This is a genomic window from Thermoactinomyces vulgaris (assembly GCF_005886755.1).
Taxonomy (GTDB): domain Bacteria; phylum Bacillota; class Bacilli; order Thermoactinomycetales; family Thermoactinomycetaceae; genus Thermoactinomyces; species Thermoactinomyces vulgaris.
Genome location: NZ_CP039710.1, coordinates 2,443,043 through 2,459,038 on the forward strand (window position 1 = coordinate 2,443,043; position 15,996 = coordinate 2,459,038).

The window sequence follows — 15,996 nt, forward strand, 5'->3', positions numbered from 1 at the left end:
GTTCAAGCCCATGTTGAATGCATACGAGAAACGCGCCGTCTGCACCGATTCCGAAATCTGCGGATTTATTCATCGGGATGGCATTCAGCAGGGATATGGTTGATTCCGACCGTGCGCTCCACTTTCATGACAAAAGCGATCCCTTTTCCGGGTTTATCCAATTGGCCGCTTTTCATGATCGCATCCAAAACCCGTTCGGTTTTTTTGCGGTCAATCAAAGTCAGAATCACTTCTTTTTCCGGTTCGATGACAATATTGAAAAGCTTGGCTTTTTCATGGATTCCCGTGCCGCGCCCCTGCAGAATGGTGCCCCCTTCGGCGCCTGCCTTTTTGGAAGCTTCCACGACCTCTTGTGCAAACCCTTTGTTCACGATAGTCACAATCAAATCATATTCAATGTCCGGTTGAGCCATTTTTTTCATCCTCCTTCCGGGAATCGGATTCAAACAAATGAGAGATCCCGGCAATTTTTTTCGTATTCATGACAAAACCGATCCCGTTTCCCGGCCGGTCGAGCCGTCCCGCTTCTTTGATCGCTTTCAAAATCGGCTCCAGTTTCTCTTCGGGAACCAAGGTTAAAATCACTTCCTTCTCCGGTTCAATGTGAATGCCCAGAAACGACACCCACTCATGGATTCCGCTGCCTCTGGCGAACATCACCGTTCCGCCTTCCGCCCCGGCTTGTTTGGAGGCTCTCACCACCTTTTTGGCCAGCCCTTTTTTCACCACCGTAACAATTAGTTTGTGATCAGGTACTTTGCTCATTTTCTTTCTCCTTCCTTCTGTATAAAATTCCCAGGATCAATACAGAAAGGATCGGAGCCAGTGCCACCAGCGAAACCATGCCGAACCCTTCCATCAAAGGGTTGCGCCCCTCGATGACGGTGGCCACGCCAACGACCATGGACAAAATGAAAGTAACGGTCATGGGACCGGTGGCAACCCCTCCAGAATCAAACGCAATCGCTGTGAAGCTGTCTTTTGAGAAGCGGGCCAACAGGAACACTAACAAGTATCCCGGAATAATAAAGTACCACAAAGGAATTCCGGCAATCACCCGTAACATGGACAAAGCCACCGACACAGCGACCCCGATGGATACAGTATATAACATAACTTTTTCCGGAATGGAACCGGTCGACACTTTATCCACCTGTTGGTTCAAAATTCTTACGGCCGGCTCTGCAAAAGTGGCGGCAAACCCGAGAAGAAGGCCAATGGGAACAAGAATCCAGTTATACGAGAGATCCCCGAGAATCAAGCCCATCTGTTCACCGACGGGCATAAAGCCGATATGCACCCCCTGTAAAAAGAAGACCAGTCCAAAGAAAGTAATGATAAATCCAACGGCGATATTCCCCACTTTGCGCCAAGGAAGTTTCAAATAAAAGAACTGAAAGAGCAAGAAAATCACAAACAAAGGAGACAATGCAAGGGCCACTTCAACCATGGTATCTGTCAGTCCGTGCAATGGATTGATCATGCATACACCACCCCTAACAGCAGTACAGAAAGAACCGGGCCGACCGAAGCCAATGCAACCAATCCGAAACCATCCGTGGAAGCACTTTTACCGCCGAGGACGGAAGCCACGCCCACGCCCAAAGCCATAATAAACGGAACGGTCATCGGACCGGTGGTGACACCGCCGGAGTCCAGTGCGACCGGAACAAATTCCGTGGGAGCGAAAAAAGAAAGCACAAATATGATGGCATATCCTCCCATTAACAGATACAGGATCGGGATATTGAAGATCATTCGGAGCATGGCAATTCCCACCGTTATCCCCACACCCAGTGCCACGGTGGAAATCAAAATGCCTTTGGGAATGGTTCCGCCGGTCACCATATCCACCTGGGAAGCCAGGACGATCACATCCGGCTCAGCCACTGTTGCGGCAAATCCCAAAACCACACTGATCAGAACAACCACACTCAATTTCCCAAACTTTGACATGGAAGAGCCGATCATTTCACCGATGGGAAGCAACCCGATATCCACCCCGACAAAAAACAAGAACAATCCCAGTCCAACCATGACCACGCCGGTTAAAAACTGTAAAAACATTTCAACAGGCAAACCAATGACCGTGAATTGCAACAAAAAAATCACCACTGTCATGGGAAGAATCGATAAAAGGACTTCTTTTCCGGTATCTTTGAGTCGATCCAATTCGGATTCCCCTCTCTGTTCAATTTTGTGTTGCCAAGTGCAGCCATACAATGTTTTTTTTGTATGCTGCATTTGGCTTTTTCACAAGTCCACGTCAATTTCAGTCCGGATCTTTTCATCCTTTGAAATACCAAGGTATTTAAGGGTTTCGGAAGGGGTGGAGTGATGGAAATGCTTTTGGAGAAGAGAGATGGCGACTCCTCGTTTATAAGCATGATATCCAAACGTTTTCCGTAAAGAATTCGTGCCGATTTTTCCTTGAAAACCGGCCGCTTTTCCCGCTTGTTGGATGATGCGGTAAGCTTGTTGGCGTGTAATGGGTTTTTGGGTTTTGGAGGATTGAAATAAATAGTTCTCATGTTTCAATTGGTTCGATTGGACATAATGCCGGATCGCTTTTCTTAGCTTGGGATTCAAAAACACTTCTTGATCCCCGCCGGGTAATTGATAAAATTCCTTGTACGTGCCGTCAGGATTTATCACGTCGCAAACTTTTACATTTAATAGCTCCGTAATTTTCAAACCGGTGTTAATCCCAAAGACGAAAAGCAAATAATCCCGCTCGGAATGGGCTTTTAAATATCGCTTCATTGCTGAAATGATCTGTTTATCCCGAATCGCTTCGACAAACTCCAGCTCTGTATCACCTCGATTCGTGTTACATAACCACATTATATCATATGATTAAGTAACATTCAAACAAACCATTTTCCCAAAGGCCGTCCGGATTCCAAACATCATCCAAAATCTCGTCTCAACGGAAATGCCGTTTTCACTCCATCAATCCCATGAATAAAGAAACAGGTTTCAAATGTCCCGTGACCGGGAATTTTTTATAATGAAACAATGTTGTGTTATGGAGGTTTTGTTTTTGGATAAGAGAGGCATCAAAATTTTGGTTCACGCAAGCACCTGGTTTGCCCCCATGCTTGTCCCGCTGATTGTCTATCTCATCTTTAAAGATCGGGATCTGAAACGTCTGTCGCTGCAAGCCATTGTTTTTCACGCCGTATTCTGGCTGCTGATTTCCGTCTCTTTTGTGTTATCATTTGTTTTGATCGGAATTCCATTTCTCGTTATTTTTTCCATCATGGGACTCTATTATCCGATTAAGGGAATGGTATACGCTTGGAAGGAGAAGTACTTTGAGTATCCGGTGGCCAGATGGTTCATTCACTGAACAACAAATCCCCCTTTTTCCAAAGGGGGATTTTTTTATAAAAACAATTTCCATAAAAAAACCTGCCACCTCAAGCTGTGGCAGGTTTGATCCGGGATCAACCAATGGATCCTTCCATCTCGTAACGGATTAACCGGTTCATTTCCACCGCATATTCCATAGGCAATTCTTTGGTAAAAGGTTCAATGAAGCCCATGATGATCATTTGCGTGGCTTCGTCTTCGGTCAGTCCGCGGCTCATCAGGTAGAACAATTGCTCTTCGCTCACTTTGGATACGGTTGCCTCGTGTTCCAACACCACATCATCATTTTTGATTTCGTTGTAAGGAATCGTATCCGAAGTCGATTCATTATCCAAAATCAACGTATCACATTTCACATTAGCTTTGGATCCCGTTGCATTTTTTCCAAAGCTGGACAATCCGCGGTAGGTGACTTTTCCGCCTTGTTTGCTGATGGATTTGGAAACAATCGTGGAGGTGCAGTTTGGAGCCAGTGCCACGACTTTTGCCCCGGCATCCTGATGTTGCCCCTTCCCTGCTACGGCAATGGACAACACATCCGCTTTGGCTCCTTCCCCTTTCATGATGACAGCCGGATATTTCATCGTCAGTTTACTTCCGATGTTTCCGTCAACCCATTCCATGTGTGCCCCTTTATGAGCAACAGCCCGTTTGGTAACCAGGTTGTAAACATTGGGAGACCAGTTTTGAATGGTTGTGTAACGGCAGCGGGCGTTGTCTTTCACAATGATTTCCACCACCGCACTGTGCAATGAATCCGTGCTGTAAATTGGAGCCGTGCATCCTTCGACATAATGGACAAAGGCATCTTCATCGACAATGATGAGTGTCCGTTCAAATTGTCCCATGTTTTGCGAATTGATCCGGAAGTATGCCTGAAGCGGAACTTCACAACGCACTCCTTTGGGAACATAAATAAAGCTTCCGCCGCTCCACACGGCACTGTTCAATGCGGCAAATTTATTGTCCGAAGGCGGAACCACCGTTCCGAAATACTCTTTTAACAGCTCCGGATACTCGCGGACGGCTGTGTCGGTGTCGCAAAAGATCACGCCTTGCTCTTCGAGCTCTTTTTGCATGTTGTGATAAACCACTTCCGATTCGTACTGTGCAGAAACCCCGGCCAGGAATTTCTGTTCAGCTTCCGGAATTCCCAGTTTATCAAACGTTTGTTTAATTTCATCCGGTACTTCGTCCCAAGATCTTCCTTGGCGTTCAGACGGTTTTACATAATAAGTGATATCATCGAAATCGAGATCGTCCAGTTTTCCGGGCAAAAGAGAAAACCATTGGCTGTTTTCGGCATTGGGCAACGGCATTTTGTAAAACTGCTCCAATGCTTTCAAGCGAAACTCGAGCATCCAGTCCGGTTCGCCTTTCATGCGGGAAATCTCTTCCACCACTTCCCGGCTCAACCCTTTTTTCGAACGGAAAACCGAGACATCCTTATCGTGAAAACCGTACTTGTAATCCGACAGATCCGGCAATTGGTTGTTTGTCGTCACGGTTTTCTCCTCCTTATGATTTAGATTCGCGATATTCATTCATCCCTTTTTCAAGTGCTTTCCATGCCAATGTCGCACATTTGATGCGTGCCGGAAATTTTGCAACGCCGGTCAGCGCTTCAATATCTTCCAGCGGGAATTTATCCAGATCGACTTCTTCTCCTTGCATCATCCGGGAAAACAGATCAACCAGTTCGAGCGATTCTTCCACGGTCAATCCTTTGACCGCTTCCGTCATCATGGAAGCGGAGGCCAGGCTGATGGAACAACCTTCCCCCAAAAACTTCGCGTCTTGTACCCGGCCATCTTCAATCCGCATCTGCAAAGAGATTTTGTCACCACAAGTCGGGTTGTTCAAATCGATGGTTATCGCTCCGTTTTCGATTCTGCCTCGATTCTTCGGTTTTTGATAGTGTTCCAAAATCACGCGACGATAGAGATCATCCAAAGACATGGCCAAAATACTCCTTCGTTTTGATTAAGCCTTCCGCCAACCGGTCGATGTCCGATTCATCATTGTACAAATAAAAGCTGGCTCTTGCCGTTGCCGGTACTTTCAACCAGCGCATCAGCGGCTGGCAACAGTGATGCCCCGCCCTGACGGCAATCCCTTCCGCATCCAAGACGGTTGCGACATCATGAGGATGCACTTCGCCCAAATTAAAAGTAACCAACCCGATCCGCCCTTCTTTGGGGCCGTAAATGGTGATTCCGTCAATCTGTTGCAACTTATCATAAGCATAAGCAGCCAGTTTGCGATCGTGCTCTTCAATCCGGTCCATGCCGATGGATTCCAGATAATCAATGGCTGCACCAAGACCGACCGCTCCGGCAATAATGGGAGTTCCCCCTTCAAATTTCCAGGGCAGCTCTTTCCACGTCGACTCATAATCTCCCACTTGATCAATCATTTCTCCGCCATATTCAATGGGTTCCATTTCATTCAGCAAATGCTCCCGGCCGTACAAAACGCCGATTCCGGTCGGGCCGCACATCTTGTGTCCGGAGAAAGCGAAGAAATCCACGTCCAAATCCTTGACATCCACTTTGATGTGGGGAATACTTTGCGCGCCATCCACCACGATATATCCGCCTTTTTGATGGATGTACTCCGCAATTTCTTTGATGGGATGGATCGTTCCCAGCACATTGGACACATGCTGGATGGCAATGATTTTCGTTTTGTCGGTCACGGCTTGGCGTACCAAATCCATCGTCAGGGAACCATCTTCTTTGAGCGGAAAATATTTCAACCGCGCTCCGGTCCATTTGGCCACTTGCTGCCACGGAATCAAATTGCTGTGGTGCTCAGACGGAGTGATCAAAATCTCGTCCTCCGGCTTCAGCATGGAAGTGGCAAAACTTCTTGCGACCAGATTCAGCGATGTGGTGGTTCCCCTTGTGAAAACAATCTCTTTGGTTGAATCCGCATTGATGAAACGGCGTACCTTTTCACGGGCTCCTTCATAGGCATCCGTCGCTCTGGAGCCCAATGTATGGACACCGCGATGCACATTGGAGTTGTCCTTTTTATAATAGGCTTCCACCGCTTCGATCACTTGAAACGGTTTTTGCGATGTTGCTGCACTGTCCAAATAAACCAACGGGTGGCCGTTTACTTCCTGATCCAATATGGGAAAGTCTTTGCGGAATTCATTCATGATTTGATTTTCCTTTCAATCAGCCGATGAATCTGTTCACGCAATAATTCTGACGGAATATCCGAAATGATTGCATCCAGGAAACCGTGGATAATCAGTTTCTCTGCTTCCTTTTTGGGAATTCCACGCGACATGAGGTAATACATTTGCAGGGGATCCACTTTCCCCACGCTTGCCGCGTGTCCGGCGACGACGTCGTTTTCATCGATCAACAAAATGGGATTGGCGTCCCCGCGCGCTTCCGGATGAAGCATCAATACTTTTCCGGATTGTTGCCCATCCGATTTGCTGGCACCTTTTTCGATTTTGGTGATACTGTTCAAAATGCTCGATGCCTTATCCGTCATGACGGAACGGGCATTGATATAGCTGGTGGTGTGCCGGTTCCAATGATAAATCGATGACGTCACATTGGCTCGCATCTCACCCGTTCCGAGCACAACCGCCTTCACATCGGCCCGGCTGCCTTCTCCTTTGAGATGGGAAGTATTGTCGGAGACAACCTTTCCGTCACTCAAATCGGCGATAATCCATTCCAAATGACCGTCCCGGTCGACAAGGGAGCGTCGGTAAACCACATTCACCGCAGAAGCGCCCAGATTGCTGATGGTGGTCACACGGACTTTTGCCTGTACCCCGACAAACGCCTCGATGACGCTGTTGTTCATGGCCCCCGGTTCATCCGGATCCGACACAAAGTTGGCCACAAAATCAACACGGCTTCCTTCTTCGGCAACGATCAGAATGTGAGGCAAAAGTGCAGCTCCTTCACCTGACAACCAGAATAATCCGTTCAACGGAATTTGTACATCCACATTCTTTGGTACAAACAAGAACACCCCGCCGCTGTAAAGCGCAGCATGAATGGCGGTCAGGCGATGTTCGTCTTTCTTCACTCCGTCCGTCATGAAGTATTTTTTGATCAACGGCTCATATTCTTTGGCGGCCGTGCCCAGGTCAGTGAAGACCACGCCTTTTTCACTCAATTCTGCAGACAGTTGCTTGAAAATGACACTGGCGTTTTTTTGCACCACCACACTGGGCTGTTCGCCAAACACAAATTCTTTGACGCCTTCCGGGAGTTCATCCAAAGATTGGACGGGAGCCTCTTCCCGGAACGGTTCGAACCCGGTGAAATTCCAACGGCTGATGTTGGTTTGTTGTACTTTGGGCAGTGGAAGTTGGGCAGCTTTTTTGAGTGCATCCAAACGACTTTGAAGCATCCAGGCCGGTTCCTGATTCTTTTGGGATACTTCCGTTACAACATTTTCATCAAAAAGCAATCGGGTATCTGTACTCATCCAAAATCACCAACCTTACGCCTTTTGACCAACGGTTTCGTCTTCAATGCCCAACTCTTCTTTCACCCAGTCGTAACCTTCGGCTTCCAAACGTTCAGCCAGTTCCGGCCCTCCTGATTTCACAATCCTTCCTTGCATAAACACGTGGACATGGTCCGGTTTGATGTAATTCAACAAGCGTTGATAGTGGGTGATCACGATCACGCCCATTTCCGGGCTCAGCATCGAGTTAACCCCTTTGGAAACGACTTTCAACGCATCAATATCCAATCCGGAGTCCACCTCATCCAAGATGGCAATGCGGGGTTTCAACATCATCATTTGCAAAATTTCGTTCCGTTTTTTCTCCCCGCCGGAGAAACCTTCGTTCAGGTAACGGGTGGCAAACTTCTCATCCATTTCAAGGATTTCCATTTTCTTATCCATTTCACGGATGAACTTCATCAACGAAATTTCGTTGCCTTCCCCTTTTTTGGCGTTGATGGCGCTGCGCATGAAATCGGAATTGGTCACGCCGCTTACTTCAGCCGGATATTGCATCGCCAGGAACAATCCGGCACGCGCTCTTTCATCCACTTCCATTTCCAAAACATCTTCCCCGTCGAGCGTGACACTCCCTTGGGTGACCTCGTAACGCGGATGACCCATCAAAGCGGAAGCCAGGGTGCTCTTACCGGTCCCGTTCGGACCCATGATCGCATGAACTTCTCCGCCATTGACCTCCAAATTGACGCCTTTGAGGATTTCTTTCCCATCCACGGATGCATGCAAATCCTTTATTATCAATTTTGGTGCTGTCGACATAGTCTCATCCTCCATCATGTCTTTTGCCCTTGTTTATCTCCTGAACCGCAACGGGTTGTCATCAACCGGAGATATTCCCTCAACACCGTCCGTTTGGACAGCGTGAAAAGAAAAACCAATCGGACAATCACCCTAAATTAAAGTGATTATCACCTGATTCTCATTTCATTTTACTTCACGATATGGGGTATATCAAGTGAAGATTGGAAATCGTGCGGTTTCAGTCCTCCTCTTTTAATGTGAAGTTATTGGTATTTTTTCTTCATGGGCTCAAAACTACTCATAAATATAACATTTCATCGCCGCACATGAAACTTCATTCTTTGGAATCCGGCAAACGGATGCAAACCTTTTCAATATCATCGCTTTTTCCCGTGAATGCCCCGGAAATCTTTAATTTTCCCTTGCTTTTCAGCCCGTTTTCAGGCAAAATATCTTTAGGAGGTTTTTTTCGGAATTCATCGAAATATTTTGCCTCGGGAGATCGTTTCTGCCATCATCAGGTTGATCATCTTTTTTTTATTTCCGCACCTTTTTGAATAAGCGCGTTGGTAGGAGGAGTTTTTATGGAAAAAAGCACTTACAGGGTTTCGAAAGAACCATCTTGTATGCCCCCATCTCTTAGCTCTCCGATCGGAATTTACACCAAACCCGCCACAGACACACAATGCAAAACAAAAAAGCAGCGATCTTTTTTATTTGGCAACGTGATCATTTCCGAAGAGCCGTCAAACTTCAGCATACCCCTGAAAAAAAAAGATCAAGAACGGTATTTGAACAGCTTTCTTAAAAAAAAATTGCTGCAGCTTTGGAAAAAACATCGCCACATCCTCTCCGTTTCACACCCGTCTGAAGAAAAAACAAACCAGGAAAGAAAACAGATCTACGAAGAATTAAAAATGCTCTTGATCCAATCCTATGAGGAAGATTTCAACATCCCTTTAATTCCGTTTACTTTGTTCGGCTGGTTGCAGTACGTCAAACTCACCGCGCAAATCACGGGCAAAGCCAAAGATGCAAAGCAATGGGATGAAATGGCGCTGTTTTTCCAACAATGTCACAAAAACGATTTGTTGACAGATCTCTTCGAACAAAGGCCTTCAAACAAGTCTCTTGATCAATAGGACTGTTTGACTATGTGTAATGATAAACAAATGAACAAGGCTTCATTTATTCATCTTTGTATGATTCCATTTATAAGCAACCTGAATCAGGATGAGATATAAAACAGCAAAACACCGCCGGAAAAGGCGGTGTTTTTTGTTGGTAAAACTTTTCAGGAACCTTGCAGTTTGTTCATCATCATATATTCTTCTTTAAAATAGTTAATCACTTGTTCCATGATCACTTTTCTCGTCAAAATGCCAACCAGCTTCCCTTTCAAATCAATGATCGGGATATAGGGCCGGTTGACCAGCACTTCGAAAGCAAACGAAAAAATGGAATTGGCCAAAATGCCTGAATGATTTTTATTCATCGCTTCATGAACCGTATATCCTTTCAATTGCGAAAAATCAATTTCATTGCCTTGGCTGATCTTTAACATAAAGTCCAGAATGTCGGTTTTGCTGATGATCCCCTCGACTTGTTCTTGATCATTCACCACAGGCACCGAATTGGTCCCCTTCCGGGTCAGCACCAATAAAGCACGCTCCAGTGACCAGTCCGTGTGGACAACAACAACTTTTTCCTTCGGAATAATGTAAGGAGTAATCTCGCGTGAAAATAAATAATTGTTTTGATCCCGTTTCTGCATAAGCAAAAACTCCCTTACTCTTGGTAATCCCTCCGGCCATTACCACAGAGTGATAAAGATAAGCCCGAATTGACGTCAAAATCTTTTATCTTTTTTTGTAATGATAACAGTTCCCCAACCATGTTATCTTGTTCCCGAAACCGCTGTCAACGTTCTTATCACTCTTTTATCCATTCCTTAACTTTATTTTATAACAACGCCGGTGAACCTTGAAATATTACGGCCATTAAAAAACAATCCGGCAATTTGCCGGATTGTCAACATTAGTGGGAGAGGTTTTGCCCCTGAATCTGGGAGAGGTTTTGTTGGACCAACGTGGCAGCTTGTGACATGGCCATTCCCCCTCCGAAGGCACTGCTCACGCATGCCGCTTCCAGCACCTCTTGTGCGCTTGCTCCCTGATCACAGGCTCCCTTTGTGTGATAAACAATGCAGTATTCATCATTGGTATAAACGCCGAGTGCCAGCGCGATCAAATGTTTCTCCTTCTTTGACAGGGCACCGTCTTGAAAGCAAGCTTCCGTAAACGCGTTGTACGTTTCCACCACATGCGGAAGTTGCTCTTGGAGTTGGCCGATTCCTTTTTTATAATCCGTCAGGGATTGTTTGACAAAGTTTTCTTGCATCATTCATCTCTCCTTCCATGACTAGTTTTCCTGTACAAAAGAAAAATATACAAATATTCAAATCTATATCTGTAATTACAGTTATTATCTTTACATTAATAAATATATTATTTTAAAATAGAGTAAGATCTTGAACCAATATTGAGAAAGCTTTTTTATAACAGAAAGGAAATGAAAATGGATCAGCAAAAATTACAATTGATCGGCATCATCTTACGCATGGTCAAAGAAATTTATGGAAAAACGATTCATTTGGAAAAGATCTTTCAAGCCAGCAGCGTACATATTTTAGCCCGCGACTTCGATCCGTTTAATGAAATGATTAAGATATTGGAGCTTCCGGATGAAGCCCACACATTATTTTTGGAACTGGTTCAATTGTATTTGGATGACCAAATGACATTGAATGAACTTTTGCTGGAATTTGAAAACCAAACCGGCAAAACCAAAGAAGAAGCTCATGCTTAATCCCATGGACTCCCGCATGAGGAGTCCATGGGTTGTCCATGGGTGTCCTTTCCCCGTTTCTTTTCATTTGATTTCCCCCTGGATCACCGCTCTTTCCCCCGCCATCCGTCTTGGATCCCCGTTCCGCCGTTTTGGAGTTTCATGCTTAAATTATTATCTATAAACTTCACCAACAAAAAATGCGATAATAGTAAAAGTTTATATCATAACAGAAAGGGTTAACCTGTATGAGTACCTGGTTTCTCATCTCACTGGCCAGTGCCGTTACTTTCGGATTGTCCGGATTTTTGATGAAAGTCAGTTCCGCCCAAAGCGGGGATGATGACTTTTTGTTATGGGGATTATACTTGACCGGCTCTCTCGGATTCGTCTGGTGGGCTGTCAAAACCGGCGATATCCAATTCACATGGCTCAACCTCGCGGCCGGAACTTTGGTGGGAATCGGTTCGGCTTTTGGGAACTTGTTATTTATGAGAGCCCTTTCAATCGGCCCTGCAAGCCTTACCTCTCCCCTGGCCAATGCGAACATCATTTTGACCATGGCCATGTCCATGCTCGTTTACGGCGAGAGCATCACGGTGACCGAAGCGACCGGTGCATTTTTGTTAGTTTCAGCCATCATGCTGTTGCCGGTGGACCCCAATGAAAACTTACGGATTCAAAACAGGCGCTGGTATCTGCTTATTTTCCTGGCCATGTTGCTGTTCTTTTTCAGAAACGGCGGATTAAAGATTACGGAAGAAATGAATCTTTCCAACACATCCATTTTGTTGATCAGCTATTTATTCGGATGGATTTGGTTCACATGGCAAATTCTCCGCAAGGCGCCGCCGGCCGGGTTTCGCCAAAAGAGCCGCCGCACGGGAATGGTCTGGGGATTGGGAGCGGGATTTTTTTCATTTGCCGGGATGCAACTCTATGCCATCGCTCTGGATCACGGCCCTGCGTCCATCATTGCCCCGATCTTTTCCACAAACAGCCTGGTGGTTGCGCTTCTTTCCATCCTTGTTTTTCGTGAACGCTTATCCCTGATGCAATCCGTGTCTTTAATCCTGTTGTTTGCCGGACTGATTCTGATCCGCATTTGAATCGGAAAAAATTCTCCGGAGGCCCTTCGGTTTTTTTCGAACTTTTGTTATTATTAATCCTTACTCTATGCAAGCAAGGAGTTTTGTCTGATGATCGAAATGTTGGCATTTCAAATCCTTCTGTTGATTTTATGTGGTGTCATTCATTTGGTTTGTCTCTTTCTTTTGGATACCCGGTTTCGGGTAAAAGCGTTTAAAACCATGAAAATCATGCTGTATGTATCGCTCGCCGTAACCGTTCTCCATGTGATCTTTGTTCCCACTTTCGACGCCAAAATGATGTCCGTGTTTTCGCAATCTTTATGGATCATGATGATGTATGAACCTTTGGTGTTTCCATCCCCCCGGTATCAGCACCGGGTGTGGCCCGTCAGTGAACAGTTTGGAAAAAAAGTCATGTATCCCAATCTGGTCATTTTTTTCATCACCTTTTTGTACGCTTTGAAAGCCGGCTACATCTTCGCTGAATAACCGGATTCGCGAGGTGAATCTTTTTCGCATCCGGCCGTCACTTCCGGAACCGAAATCCTAAACCGCCCGCAACTTTCCGTCTCACACCGCGGTTTTAAACCGACATCCTTACGCAAAGGAGATCCAGATCGATGAAAGCACCCGATTTTTCACTTCCCGATTTAAACGGAAACATCCATCAACTGAGCGATTACCAGGGACGGATTGTCTGGCTTGAGTTTTGGACGACCTGGTGTGCCGCTTGCCAGGAGTCCCTGGCCAAAAAAGAAATTTTTTACCGGTCTTTAAAAACGAACCAGGTCGCCTTTCTTACGATCCATGTCTCCGGGCGCGAACCCGATCCCGACCGGGTATACCAATTTGTCCAAGAAGCCGGTTTTCATTTTCCGGTGCTGCGCGACCATGGAACCCGAACCTACGACGCTTACCGGCTTTCCTCGGTTCCCACCGATGTCCTGATCACACCAAATGGCGAAATTCACGGCATCTATGACGAAACCGCCCCCTTCACCACGGTCATTCAAGAACTGGGAGCCCTCCTCTCCCGTGAATCTTTTTAATAAAAGGCGCCGGTTTTTCACCGGCGCCTTTTCCATCCGACATGAAACTCCCTTTTTCAAATGTTGTTTATACCGGCATCATGCGCCGAAGACTTTTTCTTAAATTTTCCCGGTAGGGCGGCCGGATCACGCCGTACTCGGTGATGATCGCGGTGACATACTCCGCGGGCGTCACATCAAAAGCGGGATTATAGACGTTGATCCCTTCGGGAGCAATCGGCTTGCCCCAGCTGCTCACGATCTCCTCCGGCGCTCTCTCTTCGATCGGGATCCCGTCACCCGTTTCCGTCTCCAAGTCAATCGATGAAGAAGGAGCCGCCACATAAAAAGGGATTTGGTGCGCCCTGGCCAGGACAGCCAAGCTGTAAGTGCCGATTTTGTTGGCAACATCCCCGTTGGCCGCGACCCGGTCCGTTCCGACAATGACCGCCTGAATCTCTCCTTGTTTCATCACGGCCCCCGCCATGTTGTCGCAAATCAGTGTGACGTCAATCCCTGCCTGCATCAGCTCATATGCGGTCAGCCGCGCTCCCTGCAACACCGGCCGCGTCTCGTCGGCATACACTTTGAGGTTCCATCCCTTCTCGCGGGCGAGATACAGCGGAGCCAGGGCGGTTCCGTACGCACCGGTGGCCAGCCCTCCGGCATTGCAGTGAGTGAGGATGCCCATTCCGTCGTGCAAAAAAGGAAGCAGATGCTCCCCGATTTTCCGGCACACCCTCACATCCTCTTCATGAATGGCTGTCGCTTCTTCCCACACCGCCTGCTTCAAGACGGATACCGGACTTCCTTTGAATGATTCCACCTTGGCTTTTACCCGGTTTAAGGCCCATGACAAATTCACCGCGGTCGGTCTGGCCGAACTCAAATATTCAACCACCCGTTCCAGTTCGGAAAAGAAAGTTTCTTCCCGCCCGGTGACGTGGCGCACGCCCATATACAAACCGTAAACAGCGGCGATACCGATGGCCGGCGCCCCCCGCACAGCCAATGTGACAATCGCATCCCAAACTTCTTCCGGAGTAAAAAGGTGCAAATAAACGGTTTCACGGGGAAGCCTTCGCTGATCCAGCAAAACCAGGTGGTCGTCTTCCCAAAAAACCGATTGCGGATGGGGAATTGTGTAATCTTGCTTCATTTCACCGTCAGCCCTTCCCCGGCTTCCCGGGCCAGCCGGATCAGATCAGCCGCTTGATTTACGGTTTGGCGCTTTAAGACCAGTAGCCGCCCGATTTTTAAAGCCTTGGTTTCTGCCTCGGCGCGGACGGCCGGATCTTCGATCGATTCCAAATCCGCCACGGGAGCCAAACCGATCACGCGCCGCATCATTTTGCAACCGGCAAAGCCCGCCGCGTCCTGAAGCACCTGGTGCAACACGTCATCCAGATACCCCGGTACGGACCACATTTCATCTTTGACATGCTCTTTCCAAAGCGCCCGAAAGGTTTGTTCAAAACCGATCCAAATCTTTTCGGCGGTTTCCAGCAACCAGCTTTGGTAGGTTTCCCTCTGCTTCAGATCCCCGGTGTGCGCTTCATGGGAAACAAAGGAAAGGAAAAGATTGGCGATCACAGCCCCCACGTCAAAGCCGATGGGACCGTAGTAAGCAAATTCCGGATCAATCACTTTGGTGCTGTCTTTTTTCACCATGACGGAACCGGTGTGAAGATCCCCGTGCAGCAAAGCTTGTGCCCGGGTCATAAAGCGTTCTTTCAAATGGGCAATTTCTTTTTTCAGGCGGTCATCGTTCCAGATCGATTCCACCGTTTCCCGGATCAAAGGGTTGAATGAATTGGTTTCGGCATCATAATAAGGATCGGTAAACACCAAATCCTCCGTGATCTTGCACATTTCCGGATTGATGAAGCGGCGGACCTTCTCCTTTTTCTCCCCGGCATCCAGGTAATATTCCGAAGTGAAAAAGAGCGTGTGAGCCAGATATTCCGCCAAATCCTTCGCTAACCGGGGGTATTCCTCTCCCGCGATCAACCCTTTTCGCAAAATGATGTGATCAGACAAGTCTTCCATCACGGTCAAAGCCAATTGATCATCGTAGAAATAAACGGCAGGCACCAAATCCGGCACCCGACGGGCCGCCAGTTTCAAGGCTTCCGCTTCGATGCGGGACCGCTCCAGCGTCAACGGCCATGACTCCCCGACCACCCTTGCATACGGTAGCGCCTGTTTGAAGATGAGGCTCCGTCCAGTTGAATGGTCGGCAATGCGAAAGACCAAATTGAGATTTCCATCGCCGATTTCCCTGCAGTCAAGTTCTGCATCGGGGGCAAACCATTCTTTTTTCGAGCGGGCATATTGCACTGCATCTTCTTCCGTGAAATGTTTATAATTTTCAAACATTGGTTGTTTCCTCCTTCCTCCGG

General features: G+C 47.1%; 20 protein-coding genes. 6 read left to right on the forward strand and 14 right to left on the reverse strand.

Going from position 1 to position 15,996, the window contains the following annotated elements:
* Positions 1 to 65: 65 nt before the first annotated feature.
* The 5 genes from FA954_RS13900 to FA954_RS12500 all read right to left on the reverse strand — a co-directional run bounded on the left by FA954_RS13900 (position 66) and on the right by FA954_RS12500 (position 2,808).
* Entirely contained in the window at positions 66 to 413 is a 348-nt protein-coding gene (locus FA954_RS13900; protein ID WP_037994774.1) for a P-II family nitrogen regulator, read from the reverse strand.
* Positions 394 to 765: a P-II family nitrogen regulator gene (locus FA954_RS13905; RefSeq protein ID WP_037994775.1), complete on the reverse strand. Its 372-nt coding sequence runs from the start codon at positions 763 to 765 to the stop codon at positions 394 to 396. Before FA954_RS13905 ends, FA954_RS13900 begins: the two co-directional genes overlap by 20 nt.
* Positions 749 to 1,483: a DUF1538 domain-containing protein gene (locus FA954_RS12490; RefSeq protein ID WP_037994777.1), complete on the reverse strand. Its 735-nt coding sequence runs from the start codon at positions 1,481 to 1,483 to the stop codon at positions 749 to 751. The genes FA954_RS13905 and FA954_RS12490 overlap by 17 nt, the downstream gene beginning before the upstream one ends.
* A complete protein-coding gene (locus FA954_RS12495; RefSeq protein ID WP_037994813.1) occupies positions 1,480 to 2,172 on the reverse strand; it encodes a DUF1538 domain-containing protein in 693 nt (230 codons plus the stop codon). Before FA954_RS12495 ends, FA954_RS12490 begins: the two co-directional genes overlap by 4 nt.
* An 81-nt stretch (positions 2,173 to 2,253) precedes the next feature.
* On the reverse strand, positions 2,254 to 2,808 hold the full coding sequence (locus FA954_RS12500) for a tyrosine-type recombinase/integrase (protein ID WP_037994815.1): 555 nt from the start codon (positions 2,806 to 2,808) through the stop codon (positions 2,254 to 2,256).
* Between the two features lie 235 nt (positions 2,809 to 3,043).
* On the opposite strand from FA954_RS12500, the gene FA954_RS12505 reads away from it, so the two are divergent.
* Positions 3,044 to 3,352, forward strand: coding sequence for a DUF4870 domain-containing protein (locus tag FA954_RS12505; RefSeq protein WP_037994817.1), 309 nt, complete (start codon positions 3,044 to 3,046; stop codon positions 3,350 to 3,352).
* Positions 3,353 to 3,449: 97 nt separating this feature from the next.
* Here the strand turns inward: FA954_RS12505 and sufB are convergent, their stop codons facing one another.
* The 5 genes from sufB to sufC are packed head-to-tail and all read right to left on the reverse strand — an operon-like array spanning position 3,450 to position 8,646.
* Positions 3,450 to 4,880, reverse strand: coding sequence for a Fe-S cluster assembly protein SufB (sufB, locus tag FA954_RS12510; protein ID WP_037994780.1), 1,431 nt, complete (start codon positions 4,878 to 4,880; stop codon positions 3,450 to 3,452).
* 13 nt (positions 4,881 to 4,893) lie between these two features.
* Positions 4,894 to 5,334, reverse strand: a complete 441-nt coding sequence (sufU, locus tag FA954_RS12515) for a Fe-S cluster assembly sulfur transfer protein SufU (protein WP_037994781.1) — start codon at positions 5,332 to 5,334, stop codon at positions 4,894 to 4,896.
* Positions 5,321 to 6,541 (reverse strand): cysteine desulfurase, encoded by a 1,221-nt coding sequence (locus FA954_RS12520; protein WP_037994783.1) that lies wholly within the window; start codon positions 6,539 to 6,541, stop codon positions 5,321 to 5,323. The genes sufU and FA954_RS12520 overlap by 14 nt, the downstream gene beginning before the upstream one ends.
* On the reverse strand, positions 6,538 to 7,842 hold the full coding sequence (gene sufD, locus FA954_RS12525) for a Fe-S cluster assembly protein SufD (protein WP_138615176.1): 1,305 nt from the start codon (positions 7,840 to 7,842) through the stop codon (positions 6,538 to 6,540). The genes FA954_RS12520 and sufD overlap by 4 nt, the downstream gene beginning before the upstream one ends.
* A 15-nt stretch (positions 7,843 to 7,857) precedes the next feature.
* Complete coding sequence (gene sufC / locus FA954_RS12530; RefSeq protein ID WP_037994789.1) at positions 7,858 to 8,646, reverse strand: Fe-S cluster assembly ATPase SufC; 789 nt, start codon at positions 8,644 to 8,646, stop codon at positions 7,858 to 7,860.
* A gap of 566 nt (positions 8,647 to 9,212) precedes the next feature.
* On the opposite strand from sufC, the gene FA954_RS12535 reads away from it, so the two are divergent.
* Positions 9,213 to 9,770 (forward strand): DUF928 domain-containing protein, encoded by a 558-nt coding sequence (locus FA954_RS12535; RefSeq protein WP_037994790.1) that lies wholly within the window; start codon positions 9,213 to 9,215, stop codon positions 9,768 to 9,770.
* A gap of 152 nt (positions 9,771 to 9,922) precedes the next feature.
* Here the strand turns inward: FA954_RS12535 and FA954_RS12540 are convergent, their stop codons facing one another.
* Together FA954_RS12540 and FA954_RS12545 are read right to left on the reverse strand one after the other, a co-directional pair.
* Positions 9,923 to 10,402, reverse strand: coding sequence for a CBS domain-containing protein (locus tag FA954_RS12540; protein ID WP_037994792.1), 480 nt, complete (start codon positions 10,400 to 10,402; stop codon positions 9,923 to 9,925).
* Positions 10,403 to 10,665: 263 nt separating this feature from the next.
* Positions 10,666 to 11,031 (reverse strand): carboxymuconolactone decarboxylase family protein, encoded by a 366-nt coding sequence (locus tag FA954_RS12545; protein ID WP_037994793.1) that lies wholly within the window; start codon positions 11,029 to 11,031, stop codon positions 10,666 to 10,668.
* 174 nt (positions 11,032 to 11,205) lie between these two features.
* Between FA954_RS12545 and FA954_RS12550 the strand changes: the two genes are divergently transcribed.
* The 4 genes from FA954_RS12550 (at position 11,206) to FA954_RS12565 (ending at position 13,615) form a co-directional block, all read left to right on the forward strand.
* Positions 11,206 to 11,496, forward strand: coding sequence for a hypothetical protein (locus tag FA954_RS12550; protein WP_037994796.1), 291 nt, complete (start codon positions 11,206 to 11,208; stop codon positions 11,494 to 11,496).
* Positions 11,497 to 11,723: 227 nt separating this feature from the next.
* The gene (locus FA954_RS12555) at positions 11,724 to 12,584 is read left to right on the forward strand and encodes an EamA family transporter (protein WP_037994798.1); all 861 of its coding nucleotides are present in this window, start codon (positions 11,724 to 11,726) and stop codon (positions 12,582 to 12,584) included.
* A gap of 90 nt (positions 12,585 to 12,674) precedes the next feature.
* A complete protein-coding gene (locus FA954_RS12560; protein WP_037994799.1) occupies positions 12,675 to 13,055 on the forward strand; it encodes a hypothetical protein in 381 nt (126 codons plus the stop codon).
* 131 nt (positions 13,056 to 13,186) lie between these two features.
* The gene (locus FA954_RS12565) at positions 13,187 to 13,615 is read left to right on the forward strand and encodes a TlpA disulfide reductase family protein (RefSeq protein ID WP_052186675.1); all 429 of its coding nucleotides are present in this window, start codon (positions 13,187 to 13,189) and stop codon (positions 13,613 to 13,615) included.
* Between the two features lie 67 nt (positions 13,616 to 13,682).
* On the opposite strand, the gene mtnA is transcribed toward FA954_RS12565, so the two are convergent.
* Entirely contained in the window at positions 13,683 to 14,753 is a 1,071-nt protein-coding gene (gene mtnA, locus FA954_RS12570) for an S-methyl-5-thioribose-1-phosphate isomerase (RefSeq protein ID WP_049719624.1), read from the reverse strand.
* A complete protein-coding gene (gene mtnK, locus FA954_RS12575) occupies positions 14,750 to 15,973 on the reverse strand; it encodes an S-methyl-5-thioribose kinase (RefSeq protein WP_037994801.1) in 1,224 nt (407 codons plus the stop codon). The genes mtnA and mtnK overlap by 4 nt, the downstream gene beginning before the upstream one ends.
* Between the last annotated feature and the right edge of the window lie 23 nt (positions 15,974 to 15,996).

Coding starts and splice junctions, on each gene's coding strand:
- FA954_RS13905 (WP_037994775.1), bottom strand. CDS start 765: ATGAGCAAAGTACCTGATCACAAACTAATTGTTACGGTGGTGAAAAAA.
- FA954_RS13900 (WP_037994774.1), bottom strand. CDS start 413: ATGGCTCAACCGGACATTGAATATGATTTGATTGTGACTATCGTGAAC.
- FA954_RS12540 (WP_037994792.1), bottom strand. CDS start 10,402: ATGCAGAAACGGGATCAAAACAATTATTTATTTTCACGCGAGATTACT.
- mtnK (WP_037994801.1), bottom strand. CDS start 15,973: ATGTTTGAAAATTATAAACATTTCACGGAAGAAGATGCAGTGCAATAT.
- FA954_RS12550 (WP_037994796.1), top strand. CDS start 11,206: ATGGATCAGCAAAAATTACAATTGATCGGCATCATCTTACGCATGGTC.
- FA954_RS12565 (WP_052186675.1), top strand. CDS start 13,187: ATGAAAGCACCCGATTTTTCACTTCCCGATTTAAACGGAAACATCCAT.
- mtnA (WP_049719624.1), bottom strand. CDS start 14,753: ATGAAGCAAGATTACACAATTCCCCATCCGCAATCGGTTTTTTGGGAA.
- FA954_RS12490 (WP_037994777.1), bottom strand. CDS start 1,483: ATGATCAATCCATTGCACGGACTGACAGATACCATGGTTGAAGTGGCC.
- sufD (WP_138615176.1), bottom strand. CDS start 7,842: ATGAGTACAGATACCCGATTGCTTTTTGATGAAAATGTTGTAACGGAA.
- FA954_RS12535 (WP_037994790.1), top strand. CDS start 9,213: ATGGAAAAAAGCACTTACAGGGTTTCGAAAGAACCATCTTGTATGCCC.
- sufU (WP_037994781.1), bottom strand. CDS start 5,334: ATGTCTTTGGATGATCTCTATCGTCGCGTGATTTTGGAACACTATCAA.
- FA954_RS12555 (WP_037994798.1), top strand. CDS start 11,724: ATGAGTACCTGGTTTCTCATCTCACTGGCCAGTGCCGTTACTTTCGGA.
- FA954_RS12520 (WP_037994783.1), bottom strand. CDS start 6,541: ATGAATGAATTCCGCAAAGACTTTCCCATATTGGATCAGGAAGTAAAC.
- FA954_RS12545 (WP_037994793.1), bottom strand. CDS start 11,031: ATGATGCAAGAAAACTTTGTCAAACAATCCCTGACGGATTATAAAAAA.
- sufC (WP_037994789.1), bottom strand. CDS start 8,646: ATGTCGACAGCACCAAAATTGATAATAAAGGATTTGCATGCATCCGTG.
- FA954_RS12560 (WP_037994799.1), top strand. CDS start 12,675: ATGATCGAAATGTTGGCATTTCAAATCCTTCTGTTGATTTTATGTGGT.